The sequence below is a fragment of the Shinella zoogloeoides genome, from assembly GCF_020883495.1.
GTDB lineage: Bacteria > Pseudomonadota > Alphaproteobacteria > Rhizobiales > Rhizobiaceae > Shinella > Shinella zoogloeoides.
Map to the genome: position 1 here is coordinate 1,553,550 of NZ_CP086610.1, position 22,861 is coordinate 1,576,410.

General features: G+C 65.5%; 21 protein-coding genes. 9 read left to right on the top strand and 12 right to left on the bottom strand.

Annotated features, from left to right (window positions below; translation table 11 throughout):
* Positions 1 to 12: 12 nt before the first annotated feature.
* Both K8M09_RS07875 and K8M09_RS07880 read left to right on the top strand, forming a co-directional pair.
* Entirely contained in the window at positions 13 to 1,083 is a 1,071-nt protein-coding gene (locus K8M09_RS07875; RefSeq protein ID WP_160784202.1) for a BMP family ABC transporter substrate-binding protein, read from the top strand.
* Between the two features lie 218 nt (positions 1,084 to 1,301).
* Complete coding sequence (locus K8M09_RS07880) at positions 1,302 to 2,045, top strand: FadR/GntR family transcriptional regulator (protein WP_160784203.1); 744 nt, start codon at positions 1,302 to 1,304, stop codon at positions 2,043 to 2,045.
* Positions 2,046 to 2,092: 47 nt separating this feature from the next.
* On the opposite strand, the gene K8M09_RS07885 is transcribed toward K8M09_RS07880, so the two are convergent.
* The 4 genes from K8M09_RS07885 to gltA form a co-directional block, all read right to left on the bottom strand.
* The gene (locus tag K8M09_RS07885; protein WP_206366635.1) at positions 2,093 to 2,443 is read right to left on the bottom strand and encodes a hypothetical protein; all 351 of its coding nucleotides are present in this window, start codon (positions 2,441 to 2,443) and stop codon (positions 2,093 to 2,095) included.
* 25 nt (positions 2,444 to 2,468) lie between these two features.
* Positions 2,469 to 2,735, bottom strand: coding sequence for a hypothetical protein (locus K8M09_RS07890; protein WP_160784204.1), 267 nt, complete (start codon positions 2,733 to 2,735; stop codon positions 2,469 to 2,471).
* Positions 2,736 to 2,815: 80 nt separating this feature from the next.
* Complete coding sequence (locus K8M09_RS07895) at positions 2,816 to 3,340, bottom strand: DUF992 domain-containing protein (protein ID WP_160784205.1); 525 nt, start codon at positions 3,338 to 3,340, stop codon at positions 2,816 to 2,818.
* 209 nt (positions 3,341 to 3,549) lie between these two features.
* A complete protein-coding gene (gene gltA, locus K8M09_RS07900) occupies positions 3,550 to 4,839 on the bottom strand; it encodes a citrate synthase (RefSeq protein WP_160784206.1) in 1,290 nt (429 codons plus the stop codon).
* A gap of 305 nt (positions 4,840 to 5,144) precedes the next feature.
* Between gltA and K8M09_RS07905 the strand changes: the two genes are divergently transcribed.
* A complete protein-coding gene (locus K8M09_RS07905; RefSeq protein WP_229342241.1) occupies positions 5,145 to 7,604 on the top strand; it encodes a ComEC/Rec2 family competence protein in 2,460 nt (819 codons plus the stop codon).
* Here K8M09_RS07905 and lexA read toward each other — a convergent pair.
* The 6 genes from lexA to K8M09_RS07935 all read right to left on the bottom strand — a co-directional run bounded on the left by lexA (position 7,595) and on the right by K8M09_RS07935 (position 13,862).
* Positions 7,595 to 8,317: a transcriptional repressor LexA gene (lexA, locus tag K8M09_RS07910; RefSeq protein ID WP_160784207.1), complete on the bottom strand. Its 723-nt coding sequence runs from the start codon at positions 8,315 to 8,317 to the stop codon at positions 7,595 to 7,597. The genes K8M09_RS07905 and lexA overlap by 10 nt on opposite strands.
* A gap of 93 nt (positions 8,318 to 8,410) precedes the next feature.
* Positions 8,411 to 9,634 (bottom strand): molybdopterin molybdotransferase MoeA, encoded by a 1,224-nt coding sequence (locus K8M09_RS07915; RefSeq protein WP_160784208.1) that lies wholly within the window; start codon positions 9,632 to 9,634, stop codon positions 8,411 to 8,413.
* Positions 9,634 to 10,116: a cyclic pyranopterin monophosphate synthase MoaC gene (gene moaC / locus K8M09_RS07920; protein ID WP_160784209.1), complete on the bottom strand. Its 483-nt coding sequence runs from the start codon at positions 10,114 to 10,116 to the stop codon at positions 9,634 to 9,636. Before moaC ends, K8M09_RS07915 begins: the two co-directional genes overlap by 1 nt.
* Positions 10,113 to 10,928, bottom strand: coding sequence for an indole-3-glycerol phosphate synthase TrpC (gene trpC, locus K8M09_RS07925; protein WP_160784210.1), 816 nt, complete (start codon positions 10,926 to 10,928; stop codon positions 10,113 to 10,115). The genes moaC and trpC overlap by 4 nt, the downstream gene beginning before the upstream one ends.
* Positions 10,929 to 10,936: 8 nt before the next feature.
* Positions 10,937 to 11,959: an anthranilate phosphoribosyltransferase gene (gene trpD, locus K8M09_RS07930; protein WP_160784211.1), complete on the bottom strand. Its 1,023-nt coding sequence runs from the start codon at positions 11,957 to 11,959 to the stop codon at positions 10,937 to 10,939.
* Positions 11,960 to 11,975: 16 nt separating this feature from the next.
* The gene (locus K8M09_RS07935) at positions 11,976 to 13,862 is read right to left on the bottom strand and encodes a peptidylprolyl isomerase (RefSeq protein ID WP_160784212.1); all 1,887 of its coding nucleotides are present in this window, start codon (positions 13,860 to 13,862) and stop codon (positions 11,976 to 11,978) included.
* Between the two features lie 111 nt (positions 13,863 to 13,973).
* Here K8M09_RS07935 and K8M09_RS07940 point away from each other — a divergent pair, with 111 nt between their 5' ends.
* From K8M09_RS07940 to K8M09_RS07965, 6 genes are all read left to right on the top strand, one after another.
* Positions 13,974 to 14,132 carry a hypothetical protein gene (locus tag K8M09_RS07940; RefSeq protein ID WP_160784213.1) on the top strand — a complete coding sequence of 53 codons (159 nt, stop codon included), beginning with the start codon at positions 13,974 to 13,976 and terminating at the stop codon, positions 14,130 to 14,132.
* A gap of 12 nt (positions 14,133 to 14,144) precedes the next feature.
* Positions 14,145 to 15,794 carry a Na/Pi cotransporter family protein gene (locus tag K8M09_RS07945; RefSeq protein WP_160784214.1) on the top strand — a complete coding sequence of 550 codons (1,650 nt, stop codon included), beginning with the start codon at positions 14,145 to 14,147 and terminating at the stop codon, positions 15,792 to 15,794.
* 80 nt (positions 15,795 to 15,874) lie between these two features.
* Positions 15,875 to 17,254, top strand: a complete 1,380-nt coding sequence (gene glmU, locus K8M09_RS07950; protein ID WP_160784215.1) for a bifunctional UDP-N-acetylglucosamine diphosphorylase/glucosamine-1-phosphate N-acetyltransferase GlmU — start codon at positions 15,875 to 15,877, stop codon at positions 17,252 to 17,254.
* A 122-nt stretch (positions 17,255 to 17,376) separates the two neighbouring features.
* A complete protein-coding gene (gene glmS, locus K8M09_RS07955) occupies positions 17,377 to 19,203 on the top strand; it encodes a glutamine--fructose-6-phosphate transaminase (isomerizing) (protein WP_160784216.1) in 1,827 nt (608 codons plus the stop codon).
* Positions 19,200 to 19,694 carry a GNAT family N-acetyltransferase gene (locus K8M09_RS07960; protein WP_160784217.1) on the top strand — a complete coding sequence of 165 codons (495 nt, stop codon included), beginning with the start codon at positions 19,200 to 19,202 and terminating at the stop codon, positions 19,692 to 19,694. The genes glmS and K8M09_RS07960 overlap by 4 nt, the downstream gene beginning before the upstream one ends.
* Before the next feature lie 25 nt (positions 19,695 to 19,719).
* Positions 19,720 to 20,415 carry a DUF502 domain-containing protein gene (locus K8M09_RS07965; protein ID WP_160784218.1) on the top strand — a complete coding sequence of 232 codons (696 nt, stop codon included), beginning with the start codon at positions 19,720 to 19,722 and terminating at the stop codon, positions 20,413 to 20,415.
* 37 nt (positions 20,416 to 20,452) lie between these two features.
* Here K8M09_RS07965 and K8M09_RS07970 read toward each other — a convergent pair whose 3' ends face one another.
* On the bottom strand, positions 20,453 to 20,668 hold the full coding sequence (locus K8M09_RS07970) for a hypothetical protein (protein WP_160784219.1): 216 nt from the start codon (positions 20,666 to 20,668) through the stop codon (positions 20,453 to 20,455).
* 78 nt (positions 20,669 to 20,746) lie between these two features.
* Entirely contained in the window at positions 20,747 to 22,852 is a 2,106-nt protein-coding gene (gene recG / locus K8M09_RS07975) for an ATP-dependent DNA helicase RecG (RefSeq protein ID WP_160784220.1), read from the bottom strand.
* Positions 22,853 to 22,861 lie beyond the last annotated feature (9 nt).

Here is a 22,861-nt window from a genome sequence, read left to right on the forward strand (position 1 = left end):
CCAGAGGATAAAATGAAGAAAATCATTCTCGCTCTCGCAACCTCCGCCGCCGTTCTCGGCTTCGCCGTCGCGGCAAGCGCGCAGGACAAGACGAAAATCTGCTTCATCTATGTCGGCTCCAAGACGGATGGCGGCTATTCGGAAGGCCACGACCGCGGTCGCCAGGAACTCGAAAAGGCGCTGGGCGACAAGATCGAGACCGCCTTCCTCGAAAACGTGCCGGAAGGCCCGGATGCCGAACGCGCCGTCGAGCGCATGGCGCGCTCGGGCTGCGCCCTCGTCTTCACCACGTCCTTCGGCTTCATGGACGCGACGATCAAGGTCGCCCAGAAGTTCCCGGACGTGAAGTTCGAGCACGCGACCGGCTTCAAGAGCGCCGAAAACGTCGGCACCTACAATGCCCGCTTCTATGAAGGCCGCTATATTCAGGGCGTGATCGCCGCCAAGATGTCCAAGAAGGGCGTCGCCGGCTACATCGCCTCCTTCCCGATCCCGGAAGTCGTGATGGGCATCAACGCCTTCATGCTTGGCGCGCAGTCCGTCAACCCGGACTTCAAGGTCAAGATCGTCTGGGCCAACACCTGGGCCGATCCGGGCAAGGAAGCCGACGCCGCCAAGGCGCTGGCCGACCAGGGCGTCGACATCCTGACGCAGCACACCGACTCGACCGCGCCGATGCAGGTCGCCGCCGAACGCGGCATCCACGCCTTCGGCCAGGCCTCGGACATGATCGCGGCCGGCCCGAACACCCAGCTCACCGCCATCGTCGACACCTGGGGCGCTTACTACATCAAGCGCACGCAGGCGGTTCTCGACGGCACCTGGAAGTCGGAGCAGATCTGGGACGGCCTGAAGGACGGCATCCTGACGATGGCGCCCTATACCAACATGCCCGACGACGTGAAGAAGGCCGCCGAGGATGTCGAGGCGAAGATTCGCTCCGGCGAACTGCATCCCTTCACCGGCCCGGTCAAGAAGCAGGACGGCTCCGAATGGCTGGCGGCCGGCAAGGTTTCTGACGACGGCACGCTGCTCGGCATGAACTTCTACGTCGCCGGCGTGGACGACAAGCTGCCGCAGTAATTCGCGGCTTATGCGGACGGCGGAAAGGCGCTCCGGACGGGAGCGCCTTTCTCGTCTGTCGAGAGGGCCACGCGCGCGGAAGCAGGCGAGGCCCTATCCCCTTGTTTGTATGTGGCTGCGAGCGCAAAACCGCTTCGCACTTTTGCTGGATTTGCTCTATACCAGCGCAATGCTTCCGGAACAGACGGGGTGTTTCGGACCGGAGGAGGGGACGATTTTTGCGCAAGGGATTGCTTGAGACGGTCATCAACGGGCTGAACACGCGCACCAGTCATGCGCAGGTGGTCAACGAGCTGGGCCTTGCCATCATCGCAGGGGAGTATCCCGTCGGCGCGACTCTGCCGGGCGATGCGGAGCTTGCCGCGCGCTTCAAGGTATCGCGCACAGTGCTGCGCGAGGCGATGAAGACGCTCGCCGCCAAGGGTCTTGTCGTGCCGCGCGCACGCATCGGCACGCGCGTCACGCCCAACACGCAATGGAACCTTTTCGACAGCGATATCCTGACCTGGTATTTCGCCGTCGGCATCGACGAAAGCTTCCTCCTGCACCTTTCCGAGGTGCGCCTTGCCTTCGAACCGCACGCCGCCGCGCTTGCGGCGCGCCACGCCACCGAAGCCGATATCAGCCAGATGATGCGCCTTGCCGTGGCCATGGGCGATACGTCGCATACGGCCGAATCGCTGGCGCTCGCGGACCTGAGATTCCACCTCTCGGTACTGGACGCCTCGCGCAACCCCTTCCTACGCACGGTCGGCAGCCTGATCGAGGCGGCGCTCGTCGGCGCCTTCAAGCTTAGCTCGCCGGCGGCCGATCTCGGCAAGATGGGCGAAGTGGCGGCAACCCATATCCGTATCGTCGAGGAAATCGACCGGCGGGACGAGGAGGGCGCGCGCCGCGCGATGGAGAACGTCATCCGCGTCGGCCGGGAACGCGTGGTTCAGGCGCTGCGCGAAGAAGAATAATCCGAGCATGCGAAAACGAGCGGCCTGTATGCGGGCCGCCCTCGCAGTCAATCGTCGTTGCTGGCGTTCAGCTCTTCCGGCCGCTTGCCCTCGCTGGAGGCATGCGCCGCGACGAGCTGCGCCGATCCCATGGCCTGATAGAGATTGAACAACGCCTCGCTTGCCCGCGCGGCGAGGCGGAACCAGTCGGAATTGCCCGCGATGGCGGGATGGTGGAGGAGCTGGTCGTCGACGAGGTCGAGCACGATGGAGGTCGTATGCACCGCCTCGTGGAAGCCGAAGGAGCCGGATGCATAGTGCGCCAGCAGTTCCGGCGGCGTCATGGCGCGCTCGTCCGCCAGAAGATCGAGCTGTTTCAGCCGTTCGTCCTCGAGTTCGATATCGGTGCTTTCCAGCATGTCTGTCTCCGTTGCCTTTGCTGGGTCAGAAGTAATCGAGCCGCACCCGGCGGCGGATCAGCAGGATCGAGCGGTCCGGCTGGATCTGATAGGTCTCGAAGACCTCCCGGCCGGGGCGGTCGCGGAACCGATGCTCGAATGTGCTGCCGACGGGCGCTTTCATCAGCCGCGTGCGCGGCTGGTGGCCACCATAGGTGATGCTGCCGGGAATAGGCTCGATGCCGACGCCGGTCGTGGGCGTGCAGGCGCAAAGCGCAAGGACGGCGAACAGGGGCAGGGCGGTGCGGATCATGTCAGGAACCTTTCGCCATATAATCTAGCACATTGCACGCCAGAGAAAACGGGCGGCCGAGGCCGCCCGTTCCGGAATGTTCAGCCCTGCGGCGTCAGCGTGACCGAGGTGCCGGTCGCCGCGAGGTTGAGGCCGATCTGGCCGCTGATGCTGACGGTCTGCAGGTGGATCGATCCCGACGTGCCGCCGATCAGCACATTGGTGCCGATGCCGACGCCGACCGTCGCTTCGGCCGTTGCGCCCTGGTAGAGGCCACCGAGCGAACCCTGGTGATAGCCCGCAGTCGGCGCGAAGACCGCCCAGACGATGCGGCCCTGCGTGGTGAAGCCGAGATCGACGCCCATCTTGCGGATGACGCCGCTATAGCTGTCACGCTCGCCGCCGCTCGTGCTGAACACGCAATCGATGGTCTTGGCCGAGCCAAGCACATAACCGACCCCGCCGCCGACATCGCAGGTCAGCATGCCGATCTTCACGCCGTCGCGCGCGCCGTTGTCGACATAGGTCGGCGCCTTGTCGCGGGAAACCATGTCCGCTGCGCCGGCCGTCGTCGCGAGAGCCTGCGCAAGCGTCAGGGCCAGCACGGTTCCAAGCTTCTTGTTCATCTGTGCACTCCTTCTAGCTGGCACGATAATGGCGAATCCGGTGCATTGGTTCCCGGCCGCAAGGCTACCTCATGGCGAAGAACGTGGCGGAGTGTGGGCGAAGGGGCCGCCCGCCACAGGAAGTTGCGCCTGTCGACGGCTCATAAGGCCCCGACATGAAAAAAGCCCGGCCGAGACGGCCGGGCTTCGTGTTTTCGGTGTCGCTTCGTTCAGCGCTTGGAAACCGGCACGTAGTCGCGCTTGGGCGCGCCGATATAAAGCTGGCGCGGACGGCCGATGCGCTGTTCCGGGTCTTCGATCATCTCGTTCCACTGGGCAATCCAGCCGACCGTGCGGGCGAGCGCGAAAAGCACCGTGAACATGGTGGTGGGGAAGCCGAGCGCCTTCAACGTGATGCCGGAATAGAAATCGATGTTCGGGTAGAGCTTCTTCTCGATGAAGTACTCGTCCGTCAGCGCGATGCGCTCCAGTTCCATCGCGACTTCCAGCATCGGGTCGTCCTTGATGCCGAGTTCGGTCAGAACCTCGTGCGTCGTCTTCTGCATGATGCGTGCGCGCGGGTCGTAGTTCTTGTAGACGCGGTGGCCGAAGCCCATCAGGCGGAACGGATCGTTCTTGTCCTTGGCGCGCGCCACATATTCCGGAATCCGCTCGACCGAGCCAATTTCGGCCAGCATGTTGAGCGCCGCCTCGTTGGCGCCGCCATGGGCCGGGCCCCAAAGGCAGGCGATACCAGCCGCGATACAGGCGAACGGGTTGGCACCCGAAGAGCCGGCGAGGCGGACGGTGGAGGTGGATGCGTTCTGCTCGTGGTCGGCATGCAGGATGAAGATGCGGTCCATGGCGCGCGAAAGCACCGGGTTCACATTATATTCCTCGCACGGAACGGCAAAGCACATGCGCAGGAAGTTCGACGCGTAGTCGAGGTCGTTCTTCGGGTAAACGAAGGGCTGGCCGATATGATACTTGTAGGCCATGGCGGCGATCGTCGGCATCTTGGCGATCATGCGCAGCGAGGCGACCATGCGCTGGTGCGGATCGGTAATGTCGGTCGAGTCGTGATAGAAGGCGGAGAGCGCGCCGACGCAGCCACACATGACGGCCATCGGGTGGGCGTCGCGGCGGAAGCCGGTGAAGAAACGGCTCATCTGCTCATGCACCATGGTGTGGTGCGTCACGCGGTAATCGAAGTCGTCCTTCTGGGTCTTGGTGGGCAGTTCGCCGTACAACAGAAGGTAGCAGACTTCGAGGAAGTCGCCGTGCTCGGCAAGCTGCTCGATCGGGTAGCCGCGGTGCAGCAGCACGCCCTCGTCGCCGTCGATATAGGTGATCTTGGATTCGCACGAGGCGGTGGAGGTGAAGCCGGGGTCGTAGGTGAAGGCGCCGGTATGCTTGTAGAGCGTGCCGATGTCGATCACATCGGGGCCGATCGTCCCGGATCGCGTCGGCAGGTCGACTGTCTTGTCACCGATGGATACACCCGCGCTTTTTCCTGTCATAACGATCCTCCGTTGTTTCGAATGGCGGCACGAAAGCGTGCCTCAGCCATGAACATGTTCGTTTTGCTAGCCCATTTACGGCACCCTGCCAAGCGATACGAAAGGCAAATTGTGCATTGCGGAAACAGGCTTTCCGGCAACGCAATATCTACCCTTTATGCGAAGTTGCAAGCAACCTTTGAGAGTGCTCTTTAAATTATGGAGGGCGCATCCTTTCTGTCTGACTTAGCAATTGTCATGCATACTGAAGATTGAAGATTTCTTCGTTCGATTGCACAATGGAGAGGGGACAAAGGGGCCGGGACATGGCCGAGGGGGAGATCGCCGAGCGCGAGGAGGCGCCCGAAGCCTATGGCTGGCGGGCAACGGCCGAGCATGGCGGTGTGCCGCCCCCCGTTTCCTTCGCGCCATCGCCCCCGGGGACATGGTCCGCCGGATTGTCTCGCATGGCCGTCCGGCTCGGCGGCAGGCTGGCAGCGCGTCGGGCGTTTGCGCTCGACTTCGCGCGCGAGCGGGCACATGGCCATTTCTTCCTGTTCATTCCCGTTTTCCTCGGGGTCGGAGCTGCGCTCTGGTTTGCCGCCGCATCCGACCCTTCGCCCTTGCTGCTGGGGCCGCTCGCCTTCGTGACATTCTGGCCCGCCTGGCGTCTGCGGCACCGGGAAGACTGGACGGCATTGGCCGCCGGCGGCGCATTCCTCGTTCCAATCGGCATGCTGCTGGCGGCGGGCGAAAGCCGGCGGCTCGATACGGTCATCCTCGATGCGCCGGTAACGAGCGAAATCGCCGGTCGGGTGCTGTCGCGGGAGAGCGACGAGAAGGGGGCGATCCGCTATCGCATCGCGCTCGAGGCGACGCGCGATCCCGTGCTGAAGCGCATGCCGAAGACCGTGACGCTGCTGGCCCGAAGCCGGCACGCTCCCGTTGCCATTGGCGGCGGGATCAAGGGCCGCGCGCGGCTCAATCCGCCGTCGGGACCGGCGCTGGCGGGTCTCAACGACTTCGCCTTCGACGCCTATTTCGCCGGCAATGGCGCGGTCGGTTATTTCTACAGCAGGCCGGAAACGTTTCCGGTCCCGCAGGCGCACATGACCGACCGGATACGGCAGGAGATCGCAACGTGGAGAAACAACCTTACCGAGCATATCCGAGGCCGTATCGGCGGGGATGCGGGTGCGATCGCCGCCGCGCTGGTGACGGCCGAACAGCGCGCCATCGATCCCGAAACGGTGGAGGCCCTGCGGCAGGCCGGGCTTGCCCATGTCCTTGCCATTTCGGGCCTCAACATGGTGCTGGCCGCCGGCACCTTCCTGGTCGGCGCGCGCGGATTGATGGCCGCGATCCCCGGTTTCGCCGAGCGCTATCCCGCACGCAAGATCGCCGCCGCCGGGGCGCTGGTCATGGTCACGCTCTACATCCTCGTATCGGGCGGCGCGATCTCGGCGGTGCGATCCTGGATCATGATCTGCGTCATGCTCGTCGCCGTGCTGTTCGGGCGCTCCGCGATCAGCCTGCGCAATGTGGCGATTTCCGCGATCCTCATTCTGGCGGTCACGCCTTCGGCCGTCACCAATCCGGGTTTCCAGATGTCCTATGCGGCGACGCTCGGCCTCGTCGCCGGCTATGCGGCCTGGCGGGAGAGGCCGATCCGGCGGGAAAACCGGGGAGGGCCGCTACGGCTTTTCGGCGGGGCGCTCGGCCGCTTCCTCGGCGGCCTTCTCCTGTCGTCGCTGATCGGCGGCGTTGCGACGCTGATCTATTCCATCGGCCACTTCCATCGCATCCCGGCCTATGGCCTTGCCGGCAACCTGCTGGCCATGCCGGTCATCGGCGCGATCGTCATGCCCTTCGGCCTTATTGCCGTGCTGCTGATGCCTTTCGGTCTCGATGCGATCCCGTTCGCCATCATGGGGAAGGGCATCGAATGGATGATCGCGTTCTCGACTTGGGTCGCCGGCTGGAAGGGCGAGATCGTCACCGGCCGCATTCCGCCGCTCGCCTTTTTACTCATCGGCATGGGCGGCGGCCTCGTCTGCATCCTGCGCACACGTCTGCGCCATGTCGGCACGCTGCTCGTCCTGTCGGGCATCGGCGTGGCCTTGTGGCCCGGCGGCCGCCCCACGCCGGAGGTCCTCGTCTCGGAGGACGGCCGCCTCGTCGCCATCCTGTCCGCAGAGGCGACGGCGACGAACCGTGCCCGGCCACCGGCTTTCATCTACGATCAATGGCGGCGCGCGCTCCGGCTTGCCGATCTGGCGAAGCCCGATATGCGCAAGACTGCAGGGCTGATGCTGGAGAACGAGGCCAAGGTGGACGCGGACCCGCAGGAACGGCCCCGTCGCAAGGCGGACCGGCAAAAGGCGAAAGCCGCCCTGACCAGCGCAATCGATACATCGAGAAAGACGGGCGGCTTCGTTTGCGAGGCAAAGGCCTTTTGCGCGGCCGTCTCGCCCAGCGGCTGGCGAATCGTTACGATCGAGGACACCGCTTTCCTCGGGATCGCCTGCGACGGGGCGGATCTGGTCGTCGCGCCCTTCGCCCTGCGCCTCGACGCCTGCCGTTCCGGCGCGCGGCTGGTAACCGCCCGACACCTGCGGCGCACCGGCGCACTGGAAATCCAGCCCGCCGGGGGCACCGCATCTTCCGCGCTCTCGAATGCCGACTTCACAGCCGCAGTCGAAACGCTCCGCCGCCCGTGGTCAAGGCACCGCACCTATGACTGGCGCACAGAAAGCTTCGAACCTGAAGCGGAAGATCAGTTATAGCGGCGGATGAGGCCGACGAGCTTGCCCTGGATTTTCACACGGTCGGGGCCGAAGATGCGGGTCTCATAAGCCGGATTGGCGGCTTCGAGGGCAATGGAGGCGCCCTTGCGGCGGAAGCGCTTCAGGGTGGCTTCCTCGTCATCGACGAGCGCGACGATGATTTCGCCGGGATTGGCGCTGCTCGCATTGCGGATGATCACCGTGTCGCCGTCGAGAATGCCGGCCTCGATCATCGAATCGCCCTTGACCTCCAGCGCATAGTGCTCGCCGCTACCGATCATCTCGGCCGGTACGGTGATGTCATGGGTGTTGTTCTGGATGGCCGAGATCGGCACGCCGGCGGCGATGCGCCCCATGACGGGAACGGAGACTGAAGAGGATATCTCCGCCGGGACTGTGCGCTGGGCGGGAGCGGCCGGCGGCACGGCCGGCTTGCCGCGGCTGCCCTCGATGACGGAGGGCGAGAAGCCGCGGCGGGGCTGCAGGCTCGGCGAATAGGCGTCGGGCAGCTTGATCACCTCCAACGCGCGCGCCCTGTTGGGCAGGCGGCGGATGAAGCCGCGCTCCTCCAGCGCCGTGATGAGGCGATGGATGCCGGATTTGGAGGCAAGATCGAGGGCATCCTTCATCTCGTCGAAGGAGGGCGGAATGCCGGATTCCTTCATACGCTCATGAATGAACAGCAGGAGTTCCTGTTGTTTGCGCGTCAGCATGGCCTCTCCACCGAGAATCGTGAAACAAATCCAGAACAGACACTATCTGTTCCATATGTGTTCCGCAAGGGGCTGCTGATACAATAACGCTACTCAAGGTGTCGGTTCGCGCAGGAGCAGGACCTTGCACGGCGATCCCGCAGCCATGGCCGGGGCCTGGGGCGGGCGGACCAGCAGGCCTTCCGCTTCCGCGAAGGTCTTCATCATCGAAGAATCCTGCTTGCCGAAGGGGGTCACGAGCAGTTCGCCGGCCGGGCCGCGCGTCACGCGGGCGCGGACATAGTCCTGCCGATGATCGTTTTCCTTGACCGGCACGGCCGCAACGGCGTCCCGCAGGCGGTCCTTCGGCGGCAGATGCGAGAGGCGGCGGACGAGAGGTTCGAGGAACAGCAGCGAGCAGACGAGGCTGGAGACGGGGTTGCCGGGCAGGCCGACGACCTGGATTTCGCCGAGGCGGCCGACCATCAACGGCTTTCCGGGGCGCATGGCGATGCGCCAGAAATCGAGCTCCATGCCCGCTTCGCCGAGCACCGGCTGGACAAGGTCGAAATCGCCGACGGAGGCGCCGCCGAGCGTCACCAGCACGTCGATATCGAGCGAAAGGGCATTTCGCACCGCATCGAGGATCGCCTGCTTGTCGTCACGCACGATGCCGAGGTCGACGATGTCCGCACCGGCGCTGCGGGCGATGGCGGCGACGCCGTAGGTGTTGGAGGCGATGATCTGGCTCGCGCCCGGCGGCGTGCCGGGCGGCACCAGCTCGTCGCCCGTCGCCAGAAGGGCGACGCGCGGGCGGGTGTAAACGGTCAGTTCCGGGTGGTTCATCGCGGCGGCGACGGTGAGGCGGCCCGGATCGAGCACGTCTCCGGCCTTCAGGACGACTTCACCTTCGTGGAAATCCTGGCCGCGCGGGCGGATATGGCGACCCTTCGGGGTGAGGAAGGTGGTGCGGATGCGGCCGTCCTCCAGCACCTCGGCGTCTTCCTGCAACAGCACGGTATCGGCAAAGGCGGGGAGCGGCGCGCCGGTAAAGATGCGCACGGCCTCGCCGGGGCCTGCGCCCCCCTCGAAGGCGTGGCCGGCCGCGGAGGTGCCGACGACCTTGAGGACGGAGCCGAGCGCGGGGATGTCCGCATGGCGCAGGGCATAGCCGTCCATCGCGGAATTGTCGAAGGGTGGCTGGGTGAGGCGGGCGGCGACATCCTCGGCAAGCACGCGGCCTTCCGCCTGATGAAGCGGGACCTTCTCCGTCCGTCGCACCGGCCTTGCCGCGCAAAGCAGGCGTTCAAGGGCGTCGGCGACGGGCAGAAGGGACATCAGGCCTCTCCGCGTCTGTAGTCGCCGGAACGGCCGCCGGATTTTTCACGCAGCCGCACGCCGCCGATCTCCATCTCGCGGTCGGCCGCCTTGGCCATGTCGTAGATGGTGAGGCAGGCGACGCTGACGGCCGTCAGCGCCTCCATCTCCACGCCGGTGCGGCCGGTAAGCTTGGCCATGGCCTCGACGCGCAAGCCGGGAAGGGCGCGGTCCTCGCGGATCTCGACGGCCACCTTGGTCAGCATCAGGGGATGGCAGAGCGGGATGAGGCTGGAGGTCTGCTTGGCGGCCATGATGCCGGCAAGGCGCGCCGTGCCGATCACGTCGCCCTTCTTGGCGTCGCCCTTGAGGATGAGGTCGAGCGTTGCCGGCGCCATGCGGATGAAGCCCTCGGCGAGCGCGATGCGCACCGTCTCGGCCTTGTCGCCGACATCCACCATATTGGCTTCGCCTGAAGCATCGATATGGGTGAGTTTCGTCATTCGGCGGCCAGCATGCCGGCATTGCCGGTCAGGAGTTCGCGCGTCGCGGCCGTCACGTCGTCCTTGCGCATCAGGCTTTCGCCGACGAGGAAGGTGGAGATGCCGACCTTGCCGAGGCGCTGGCAATCGGCGTGGGTGAAGATGCCGCTTTCGCCGACGAGCAGCCGATCCTCCGGCACCATGCCGGCAAGCTTCTCCGAAACCGCAAGATCGACCTCGAAGGTGCGCAGGTTCCGGTTGTTGACGCCGACGAGCTTGGACTTCAGCTTCAGCGCACGCTCCATTTCCGCTTCGTCATGCACTTCGATCAGAACGTCCATGCCGAGCGAGAAGGCGGCGTCCTCCAGCATTTTCGCGGTGTCGTCGCTGAGCGAGGCCATGATGAGGAGGATGCAATCCGCACCCCAGGCGCGCGCTTCCAGCACCTGGTAGCTGTCGAACATGAAGTCCTTGCGCAGCGCCGGCAATGCGCAGGCCTCGCGCGCGGCGGTCAGGAATTCCGGCGCACCCTGGAAGCTCGGCGTGTCCGTCAGCACGGAAAGGCAGGCGGCGCCCCCGGCCTCATAGGCTTTCGCAAGCGCCGGCGGATCGAAATCCGGGCGGATGAGACCCTTGGAGGGGCTTGCCTTCTTGATCTCGGCGATGAGGCCGAAGCGGCCTTCCGCTTTCTTGCCCACAAGGCTGGCGAAGAAGCCGCGCGGCGGCTCCTGATCACGGATGCGCGCGCGAAGCTCGGCAGGAGCGATACGCGCCTTGGCGGCGGCGATCTCTTCCAGCTTGTAGGCTTCGATCTTCTTCAGAATGTCGGTCATGGCCAATCCTAGTCCGTCCCGCCCTCGTTGGAAACCGCAACGAGGCGTTCCAGCGCGGCGCGGGCGCGGCCGCTTTCAAGGGATTCGGTGGCAAGCTTCATGCCTTCGCCGAGCGTCTGCGCCTTGCCGGCGACGACGAGCGAGGCGGCGGCGTTCGCCAGCGAAATATCGCGATACGGCATATGAGCGCCGCCGAGCACGGAAAGGAGGGCGGCGGCATTGTGCGCGCCGTCGCCGCCGCGCAGGTCGTCTAGCTTCACCTGCGGCAGGCCGAAATCGGCGGGCGTCAGCTCGAAGGTGCGAATCTTGCCGTTTTCCAGCGCCGCGACCTGCGTCACGCCCGTCGTGGTCACTTCGTCGAGGCCTTCGCCATGCACGACCCAGATGCTTTCCGAGCCGAGGTCGCGCATCACCTCGGCGATCGGCACCAGCCATTGCGGCGAGAACACGCCGAGGAGCTGGCGCTTGACGCCGCCGGGGTTGGAGAGCGGGCCGAGCAGGTTGAAGATCGTGCGCGTGCCGAGTTCGACGCGCGACGGGCCGACATGCTTCATGGCGGGGTGATGCAACTGCGCGAACATGAAGCCGAGGCCTGCGTCATGCACGCAGCGGGCAATATCGGCCGGGCCGATATCGAGCTTGACGCCGAGGCAGGAGAGGGCGTCCGCCGTGCCCGACTTGGAGCTGAGCGCCCGGTTGCCGTGCTTGGCGACGGGAACGCCGGCGCCCGCGACGACGATCGCCGCAAGCGTCGAGATATTGTAGGTGCCCGCGCCGTCGCCGCCCGTACCGACGATATCCATGGCGTCGGCCGGCACGTTCACCGGCAGCATGCGGGCGCGCATGGAGCCGACGGCGCCGTAGATCTCGTCCACGGTCTCGCCGCGCACGCGCAAGGCCATCAGGAAGCCGCCGATCTGCGAGGGCGTGGCGGCGCCCGACATGATGATCTCGAACGCGCCGCGCGCATCCTCGCGGTCGAGCGCGCTGCCGGCGGCGACCTTGGCGATATAGGGTTTCAGGTCGGACATGCGGCTCCTCTTTCCCTTACCGCGCGAGGCTCTGTTCGGCGAGCGTGCGATTGATGGAGACACCGTAGGCCGACTGGAGCGAGCTGACCATCTGGTCGAGGATATCGTCGCCGCTGGTGCGCGCGACAGCCTGGATCTGCTGCTCGTCGTTGGTCAGCGCGTCGGTTGCCGCATCGTTCACTTCGGTCACCTTCAGGAGAATTTGGCCTTCGCCGTCGACGCCGGGCGTGCTGGCGACATGGCCGAGCGGACCGGCGAAGGCGGCAGCCACGGCGGCCGGGCCGAGGACCGGGTCTTCGGCGCCGCGGTGCAAGCCCGTCTTGGTCTCGACGGCCATGCCGAGTTCGCCGGCAATCGCGGCGAGTCCGCCGCCCTTGCGCACACGCTCCGCCAGCTCTTCCGCCTTCTTGGCGAGCGCCTGGCGCTGCTGTTCGGCCGTCCAGTCCGCCACCACGCGGTCGCGAACCTCGTCGAGCGTACGGTCGCGATCCGGGATCACGTCGAGCACCTCATACCACGCATAGCCCTCGCGGCCGACATTGAGCGGCTGGGTCTCCATGCCGACCTCGGTCTTGAACACTTCGCCGAGCAGCGCCGCTTCTTCCGGCAGGCCGGCGACTTCCTCGCCCTTCTGGTCGTTGCCCTGCGCGTCGATCGCCTCGATGGTGACGGCCTTCAGGTTGTTCTTGGCGGCAGCCTCGACGAGGCTGAGGCCCTCGGCGCGGCTGTCCTCGATACGGTCATGCACGGCGAGGATGCCGTCGGCGGCTTCCGCGAGCGCCAGTTCGCCCCGCAGTTCTTCCTTGACCTCTTCGAAGGTCTTCAGGGTTTCCGGACGGATATTCGTCACGCGCAGGATGATCGGGCCGAAGGTGCCGTCGATGACCGGCGTCGTGCCGCCGTTCTCGGCAACCGCGAAGGCGGGCTCGGCCAGTTTCTGGTCGGGAACGTTCGCCTCGGTGAAGTCGCCCAGCAGCACGTCGGCCGCCGTCTTGCCCTGTTCGGCGACGATAGCGTCGAAGGTCGTGCCGGCGGCAAGCTTGGCCGCCGCGGCATCGGCGCTGGCGCGATCCTTGAAGGTCAGTTGCTCGATGGTGCGCAGCGCCGGCGTGCGGTACTTTTCCTTGTTCTTCTCGTAATCGGCCTGAAGCGCCTCGTCGGTGATCGTCGAGGCGTCCGCGATGTCCTTCGGCTCCAGCGCAATATAGACGAACTTGCGGTATTCCGGCGCGCGGTACTTGGCCTTGTTCTGCTCGAACCAGGGTGCGAGCACATCGTCGCCCGGCGTCTTGACGGGGTCGATATTGGCATTGCTGAGCAGCAGGAAGTCGATGCTGCGCGCCTCGTTGCGATACTGGCGCAGCGCATCCGTCAGCACATCGGGGGCCTTGTAGCCATCCGACACGGCTTCCACGACCTGGGTGCGGATCGCGACCTGGCTGCGGTTGCTGATATAGTCGCTCTCGCGCAGGCCCGCATTGCGCAGGATCGCGGAGAAGGCGGCGCGGTCGAACTGGCCGCCGGCGCCGTGGAAGGCCGGATCGTCGGCGATCAACTGGGCGAGGCGACCTTCCGAAAGGCCGAGATTCATGTCGCGCGAGAGCTGGTCGAGCGCGGCGCCGGCGACGAGTTCGGCAAAGACCTGGTTCTCGATGCCGAAGGCGCGGGCCTGTTCGGCGTTCAGCCGCATGCCGAGGCGCTGCGACATGGCGCCGACCTGACGCTCATAGGCGAGGCGGAAGTCCGTCGGCGAAACCTTGACGTCGCCGACCGTGACGACGGCATTGGAGGTTCCGGTGACAAGAGAACTCGAAACACCCCAGACAGCGAAGGAACCGACCAGTACGATCAGCAGGGCTTTTGCCACCCAGGTCTGGGAAGCGCGTCTCAGGGCGTCGAGCATCGTCTAAATTTCCTCATATACGCGGCCATGCGGCCGGAGATCGTCTCTTAACGGAAAGTTTGCGGGAATAGAAGTCCGCAGCATGCCTGCGGCGCCCGGCAGGAGCGGGGCATGGCGCAAACGCGCCGCCGGGCGTCGATTTCTTTTGCCGGCAAAAGAAATTTTTATGAAATTATTGGCAGAATCCGGCCCTATTCCGCTGTCACAATTCAGGAATTCGTGATCGGATGCAGGATTATCCCGGTGAGTCTGTCGCCGGCGGTCGCGTGAGGAGATAAAGAGGTGGAATCCACGATCGTCATGATCAACCTTTTCGGCGCGGTGGCGCTGCTCCTGTTCGGCCTCGCACAGGTGAAGGACGGCATGACGCGGGCCTTCGGGGTCAAGCTGCGCTCCGGGCTGGCGCTCGGCACGCGCGGTCCCTTCCGCTCCTTCTTCGGCGGGTTCGTCGCCACGGTCGCCCTGCAAAGCTCGACCGCCACGGCGCTGATGATCGCCTCGTTCGTGGAAAAGAACCTCGTTCGGGCGCGCATGGCGCAGATCGTGCTGCTCGGCGCCAATATCGGCACCGCCGTCACCGCATGGCTGGTGGCGACGGGCATCGAATCGATCTCGCCCCTCGTCATTCTCGTCGGCGTCGTGCTCTACAAGTCCAGCAGCTCGACCGCCCGGCAGGGGCTTGGTTCCGCACTCGTCGGCATCGGCCTGATGCTGCTCTCGCTGCACCTTTTGAGCCTCGCCACCGAGCCGATGCGCCAGTCTCCGGCGCTCGCCGCCTTCCTGAAGCTGCTGGACGGCGCATGGCCGGCCGCGCTCGCCTTCTCGACGGTGCTCGCCATCATCTCCTCGTCGAGCCTTGCGGTCGTCGTGCTGATCCTGTCGCTGACGGGCATGGGCATCCTCTCGCCGGCATTGACCGTCATCCTCGTGCTCGGCGCCAATCTCGGCGGGGCCGTGCCGCCGGTCATCGCCACGGCCAAGGCGGCGGCATCCGCCCGGCGGGTGACGCTGGGCAATCTCCTGGTGCGCGGCATCGGCTGTCTCGCCGTCCTGCCGTTCGCCGGCCACGTCGCGCAGCTTCTGGCGCTGCTGCCCATCCCGGCGGCCAAGCTGCCGGTCGATGTGCATCTCGCCTTCAATCTCGTCGTGGCTCTGGTGATGTGGCCGCTGTCGGGCGCGCTGTCGCGGCTCATGGAAAAGCTGGTGCCGGAGGAAAAGCAGCCGGAGACCGGGCCGAAATATCTCGACGATTCGGCGCTTGCCAGCCCCGTCGTCGCGCTTTCCGGCGCAACGCGCGAGGTGCTGCGCGTCGGCGATCTCATCGAGGCCATGCTGATCCGCACCATGCGCGCCTTCAACGACAACAACCTTTCCCCGCTTGCCGATGTCGGCGAGCTGGAGCGGCAGGTCGACGCCTTGCAGCAGGAGGTGAAGATCTATCTCTCCCGCCTCGGCCGGCAGGGCGTCACCGGCGAATGCGCGGCGCGCTCCATCGTCATCATCGACTACGCCATCAATCTCGAGCATGTCGGCGACATCATCGAGAAGGGGCTTCAGGAGCAGGTGCGCAAGAAGATCGTCAACGGCCTGAAATTCTCCGAGGACGGCTACAAGGAACTCGCCAATCTCTTCAACCTGACCATCGAGAACCTGCGCATCGCCCAGACCATTTTCGTCACCCGCGATTCCGGCCTTGCCCGCCAGCTCATGGAGGTGAAGGTGGACGTGCGGCGCATGGAGAAGCAGTCGTCCGAGCGCCATCTGGAGCGCCTGCGCGACGGCCGGCTGGACAGCCTCCAGACCAGTTCGCTGCATCTCGACATGCTGCGCGACCTCAAGCGCGTCAACGCGCATCTCGTCTCCGTCGCCTATCCGATCCTCGACGAGAACGGCCTGCTCACCGAAAGCCGTCTGCGCAGCAACGCGAATTGAGGTGCGAAGAAATCCCTTTGTCTCTTTCTATGGCTTTTTGCTAAGGAACGGCGAGAAAGACCGATGAACGAGGGATTCCCATGACCGCTGACCGCACGAAACGCAATTGCCTGGCTGTCATCCTCGCGGCCGGCGAGAGCACGCGGATGAAGTCCTCGCAGTCGAAGGTGCTGCATCCGGTCGCGAACCGCCCGATGATCGCCCATGTCGTCGATGCGCTGGCCAAGGCCGGCATTTCCGAGATCGCGCTGGTGCTTGGCCGCGATGCGGAGAAGGTCGAGGCGGCGGCGCGCAATGCGGGTGTCGCAAGCACGGTCCATATCCAGACCGAACGGCTTGGCACGGCGCATGCCGTGCTTGCCGCGCGCCAAGCCATCGCCAGGGGATACGACGACGTGCTGGTCGTCTTCGGCGATACGCCGCTGATCACCGAAACGCCGCTGATCGCCGCGCGCGATGGCCTTGCGAAGGGCGCGGACGTCGTCGTCATCGGCTTTAAGACGGCGGACCCGACCGGCTATGGCCGCCTGATCACGGAGAACGGCGAACTTCTGGCGATTCGCGAGCACAAGGACGCCAGCGAGGCCGAGCGCGCCATCACCTATTGCAACGGCGGCCTGATGGCCATCGACGGCCGCAAGGCGCTCGACCTCATCGACCGGATCGGCAACGCCAATGCGAAGGGCGAATATTACCTCACCGATATCGTCGAGGTCGTGCGCGCGGCAGGCGGCAGGGCGATTGCCGTCGAAGCGCCGGAGGAGGAGCTGACCGGCTGCAACACGCGCGCCGAGCTTGCCGTCATCGAGCGCCTCTGGCAGCAGCGCCGCCGCCACGAGATGATGATCGACGGCGTCTCGATGATCGCGCCGGAAACCGTCTTCCTGTCCTTCGATACGCGGATCGGCCGCGATGTGACGATCGAACCGAATGTCGTCTTCGGTCCCGGCGTGACGGTGGAAAGCGGCGCGCTCATCCACTCCTTCTCCCATATCGAGGGCGCGCATGTATCTGCGGATGCCGAGGTCGGCCCCTATGCCCGCCTGCGGCCGGGTGCGAATCTCGGGGAGGGCGCGAAGGTCGGCAACTTCACCGAGATCAAGAAGGCGGAGATCGGCCCGGGCGCGAAGGTCAACCATCTCAGCTATATCGGCGATGCCTTCATCGGCGCGCATACCAATGTCGGCGCAGGCACGATCACCTGCAACTATGACGGCATCAACAAGTTCGTGACGCGCATCGGCGAAAACGCCTTCATCGGCTCCAACACCGCGCTCGTTGCGCCCGTCAGCGTCGGCAACGGCGCCTATGTCGCCTCCGGCAGCGTCATCACGGCCGATGTGCCGGACGACGCCGTCGCCTTCGGCCGCGCCCGGCAGGAGAACAAGGAGGGCCGGGCGGTGCTCATTCGCGAACGCAACCAGGCTATCAAGAACGCGAAGAAAAAGGCGGCCGAATAGGCCGGGTACTGGGCGCGCCCACATTACTGCCTGCAATCGAAAGTGAGCATGGCCGTGTTGCGTCGCGGCAAAAAAGCTCTACGAAGGGCGCGACACAGCATTTCGAAAGAGTGGAGCGGCCCATGTGCGGAATAGTCGGTATCGTCGGAAACCAGCCTGTCGCGGGTCGGCTTGTCGATGCCCTGAAGCGCCTTGAATACCGGGGCTACGATTCCGCCGGCGTCGCCACCGTCGTCGACGGCAAGCTCGCCCGCCGCCGGGCCGAGGGCAAGCTGTTCAACCTTGAGAAGCGCCTTTCGGAAGAACCGCTGGCCGGCACCATCGGCATCGCCCACACACGCTGGGCGACGCATGGCGCGCCGACGGAAAACAACGCGCATCCGCATTTCGTGGAAGGCGTCGCCGTCGTCCATAACGGCATCATCGAGAACTTCTCCGAGTTGAAGGACGAGCTTGCCGCCGCCGGCGCGACCTTCGTCACGCAGACCGACACGGAAGTGGTCGCGCAGCTCGTCGCAAAATTCCGCCGCGACGGCCTTGGCCGCCGCGAGGCGATGCACGCCATGCTGCGCCGCGTGACGGGCGCCTATGCGCTCGCCGTCATCTTCGAGGACGACCCGTCCACCATTCTGGCTGCCCGCAACGGCCCGCCGCTCGCCATCGGCCACGGCCGGGGCGAGATGTTCCTCGGTTCCGACGCCATTGCGCTTGCGCCTTTCACCAACGAAATCAGCTATCTGGTCGATGGCGACTGGGCGGTGATCGGCCGCGACGGGGCCTTCATCTTCGATATGGACGGCAACCGCGTCGAGCGCCCCAGGCAGGTCTCCTCGGCCGCCGCCTATCTCATCGACAAGGGCAACCACCGGCACTTCATGGAGAAGGAAATCCATGAGCAGCCGGAGGCGATTTCCCACGCCCTCAGCCACTATGTCGACTTCCTCGCGCATACGGTGCGCCCGGTCGCGGCCGATATCGATTTCGCCAGCGTGCCGAGCCTTGCCATCTCCGCCTGCGGCACGGCCTATCTTGCCGGCCTCGTCGGCAAGTACTGGTTCGAGCGTTATGCCCGCCTGCCGGTCGAGATCGATGTCGCCTCCGAGTTCCGCTACCGCGAAATTCCGCTGAACCCGGCCTCCGCCGCGCTCTTCATCTCGCAGTCAGGCGAAACCGCAGACACGCTCGCCTCGCTGCGTTACTGCAAGGAGAACGGCCTGAAGATCGGCGCGGTGGTCAATGCGAAGGAATCGACCATCGCCCGCGAATCGGATGCCGTCTTCCCGATTCTCGCCGGCCCGGAAATCGGCGTCGCCTCCACCAAGGCCTTCACCTGCCAGCTTGCCGTGCTCGCCGCGCTCGCCATCGGCGCGGGCCGTGCGCGCGGCACGGTCAGCGAGGCCGAGGAAAAGGAGCTGGTTCACCACCTCGCCGAAATGCCGCGCATCATGGCGAGCGTGCTCAACACCATCCAGCCGGCCATCGAACAGCTTTCGCGCGACCTCTCCAAGTGCAAGGACGTGCTCTATCTCGGCCGTGGCACGAGCTATCCGCTGGCCATGGAAGGCGCGCTGAAGCTCAAGGAAATCTCCTATATCCACGCCGAAGGCTATGCCGCCGGCGAGTTGAAGCACGGCCCCATCGCGCTGATCGACGAGAACATGCCCGTCATCGTCATCGCTCCGCATGACCGCTTCTTCGAGAAGACCGTGTCGAACATGCAGGAAGTGGCGGCGCGCGGCGGCCGCATCGTCTTCATCACCGACGAAAAGGGCGCGGCGGCCTCCAAGCTGCCGACGATGAAGACCATCGTGCTGCCGAATGTCGACGAGATCATCGCGCCGATGATCTATTCGCTGCCGATCCAGCTTCTCGCCTATCACACGGCCGTCTTCATGGGCACGGACGTGGACCAGCCCCGCAACCTCGCAAAGTCGGTGACCGTCGAATGAACATCCGCCCGGAACGCATTGAGGATATCGACGCCATCCGCACGCTGACGGAAACGGCGTTCAAGACCGCGCCGCATGCCGACGGCACGGAGCACCTGATCATCGACCGCCTGCGCGCGGCCGGCGCGCTGACGCTGTCGCTGGTGGCGGACGCGGACGGGGCGATCGTCGGCCATGTCGCCTTCTCGCCGATTGCCGTTTCCGATGGCAGCGAGGGCTGGTACGGTCTCGGACCCATCTCGGTCGATCCGGCCCGGCAGGGCGAGGGCATCGGCGGTAAGCTGATCCGGGAAGGGCTGGAGCGGCTGAAAGCGCTCGGCGCGACGGGCTGCGTGCTGCTCGGCGATCCCGCCTACTACAGCCGGTTCGGCTTTGCACCGGATGCCAAGCTGACGCTGGACGGGGTGCCGCCGGAGTATTTCATGCGTGTGGCCTTTTCCCCGGTTTACGGCGAGGGAAGCGTTTCCTATCATCCGGGTTTCTACGGCTGAGCGGCTGCCCCACACTGGACCTTAGATGACCGACCTCGTCCCGAGACAGTCGCTTGCCATGCGGCTGCGCAACAATTTCCTGACCGGCCTCGTCATCTGCGCGCCGATCGCCATTACCATATGGCTGACCTGGTCCTTCATCCACTGGGCCGATAGCTGGGTGAAGCCCTATATTCCGGCGCACTACAACCCGGAGAACTACTTCCAGTTCGCCATACCCGGCTTCGGCCTGCTGATCGCGCTGGTGCTGATCACGCTGGTCGGTTTTCTCGGCAAGAACCTCATCGGCCGCACCGTCGTGGAGTTCGGCGATTCGCTGTTCAACCGCACGCCGCTGGTGCGCACGGTCCACAAGAGCCTGAAGCAGATTTTCGAGACGGTGCTGAAGGACAAGGGCAATTCCTTCAACAAGGCGGCGATGATCGAATATCCGAGCCCCGGCCTCTGGGCCGTCGTCTTCGTGGCGACGGATGCGCGCGGCGAGATCGCGACGAAGTTTCAGTCCATGGGCAAGGACATGGTCGCCTGCTTCCTGCCGCCGACGCCGTTCCCGACCGCCGGTTTCCTCGTCTATGTGCCAAGGGACAAGATCGTGCCGCTCGATATGAGCGCCGAGGACGCCGCCAAGCTTATCATCTCGGTCGGCCTCGTGACCCCGCCGGAAAAATCGCTGCAACTCATCCAGGGCGAAGAGCCGCGCAAACCGAAGAAAAAGGGATAGGTGAGCCGCCCCGGGCCGCGAGGCGGCTCGAAGCGGTCTATTCCTCGACGGCGGCGTTCTTCTGGTCGTCCACGAGCATCCGGTCCGTCACGGCCGGAAGCCGGGACTGCTTTTCGGTCGTGGTAACGCTTGCGGTCGTGATCGTCTTGTCGACCTTGGCTTGTGCCGAGGCCTTGCTGTGCCAGGCGCAATCCGCAAGGGCTGCGGATGCGGAAAGGCCGATTATGGCTGCGACTGCGAGAACTGTCTTCATGGCATTTCTCCTCCTTCGCGGGTGAGGGGCAAGTATGCCTTCACGCGCGGTCTCGGCGAAATCACGTTTGCGTGGGCCTTATCCGGCGCGCAGGAACCGGATCGCCTCGTCGCGGCGGTAGAGATAGAGCAGGGTGCGGATCGCTTCGCCGCGCTCACCCGTCAGCTCCGGGTCGCGCTCCAGAAGGTAGGCGGCGTCCTTGCGGGCGATTTCGAGAAGATCGCCATGCGCCTCGAGGCTGGCCACGAGAAAGCCCGGCGTGCCGGACTGCCTTGTGCCGAGAAGCTCGCCTTCGCCGCGCAGCTTCAGGTCCTCCTCCGCGATGCGGAAACCGTCCTCCGTCTCGCGCAGGATGGAAAGGCGCGCCCGCCCGTTCTCGCTGAGCGGCCCCTTGTAAAGCAGGATGCAGCTCGACGCCTCCGCGCCGCGACCGACGCGCCCGCGCAACTGGTGAAGCTGGGCAAGGCCGAAGCGCTCGGCATGTTCGATGACCATGATGGAGGCGTCCGGCACATCGACACCGACCTCCACGACGGTCGTCGCCACCAGCAGCCGCGTTTCGCCGGTCTTGAAGGCGAGCATGGCGGCGTACTTCTCCGGCCCGCTCATGCGGCCGTGGACGAGGCCGGCAGCGGGGCCGAAGATGCTGGCAAGCGTCGCATGCCGCTCCTCGACGGACATCAACTCGCTTTCTTCGGTTTCCTCCACCAGCGGGCAGATCCAGTAAGCCTTCTTGCCCTCGGCAAGCGCCGCGCGCAGACGGTCGACGATATCGCCCACACGCTCCTGCGGCACGACGACGGTCTGGATCGGCTTGCGGCCGGCGGGCTTTTCCGTGAGCTTGGAAACATCCATGTCGCCGAAGGCGGCAAGGACGAGGGTGCGCGGAATGGGCGTCGCCGTCATGACGAGCATATGGGGCGAAATCCCCTTGGCCGTCAGCCGCAGGCGCTGATGCACGCCGAAACGGTGCTGCTCGTCCACCACGGCGAGCACGAGGTCCTTGTAGGCCACATTGTCCTGGAAGAGTGCATGGGTGCCGATGACGATCTGCGTCTCGCCCGAGGCGATGCGTTCGAGGATGGCGTCGCGCTCGCGGCCCTTGGTGCGGCCGGTGAGCACGTCGATGGTCACGTCGGCCGGCGCGGCCATGCGGGCGAGGGTCGTGAAATGCTGTCGGGCAAGGATTTCCGTCGGAGCCATCAGCACGGCCTGTCCGCCGGATTCGACAGCGGCCAACATCGCCATCAGCGCCACCGCCGTCTTGCCCGCGCCGACATCGCCCTGAAGAAGGCGCAGCATGCGCTGCTCGCCGGCCATGTCCTTCAATACCTCGGCAATCGCCGTCTGCTGGCTGTTCGTGAGCGAAAAGGGCAGGGCGTCGATGACCGGGCGGCTCAGCGCCCCGGTCGCGATCACCGGCCGGCCGGCGACCTTGCGCAGGCGCTGGCGCACGAGGGCGAGCGATATCTGGCCTGCGAGGAACTCGTCATAGGCTAGGCGCCTGCGGGCGGGAGCCTGCGGGTCGAGGTCCGTCTCGTCGCGCGGATCGTGCATGCGGTGGAAGGCATCGCAGGCCGAGGCAAAGCCCTGCCGCTGCATCAAGGTGGCGTCGATCCATTCCGGCAGGTGCGGCACGCGGGCGAGCGCCGCTTCCACCGACTTGCGCAGCACGCGCGAGGTGAGGCCGGCGGTGAGGCCATGCACCGGCTCGACCAGCGGCACGCTGTCGGCCTCGCCAAGCCGCGCCATATAATCGGGATGCACCATCGAGGGGCGGCCGTTGAACCAGTCGACCTTGCCGCTCACCACAACGGTCTCGTCGACCGGCAGCGCCTTTTCCAGCCAGTTGCCCTTGACCCGGAAGAAGGTGAGCGCCAGTTCCCCGGTCTCGTCGTGCAGGAACACACGGTAGGGCTGGTTCGACCGCCCGGGCGGCGGCGGCTGGTGGCGGTCGACGCGGCCGGTGATGGTAACGATGACGCCCGGCGGCGCATTGGCGATGCCCGGCTGGTTGCGCCGGTCGACAATGGAATGCGGGAAATGGAATACGAGATCGACGACCCGGCAATCCTCGACGCTCTCCTGCCCGAAGAGGCGCGCATAGAGATCGCCCAGCTTCGGGCCGATGCCGGGAAGCGCGGAGAGGGGGGCGAAGAGCGGATCGAGCAGGGCGGGTCTCATGGCCGGCAA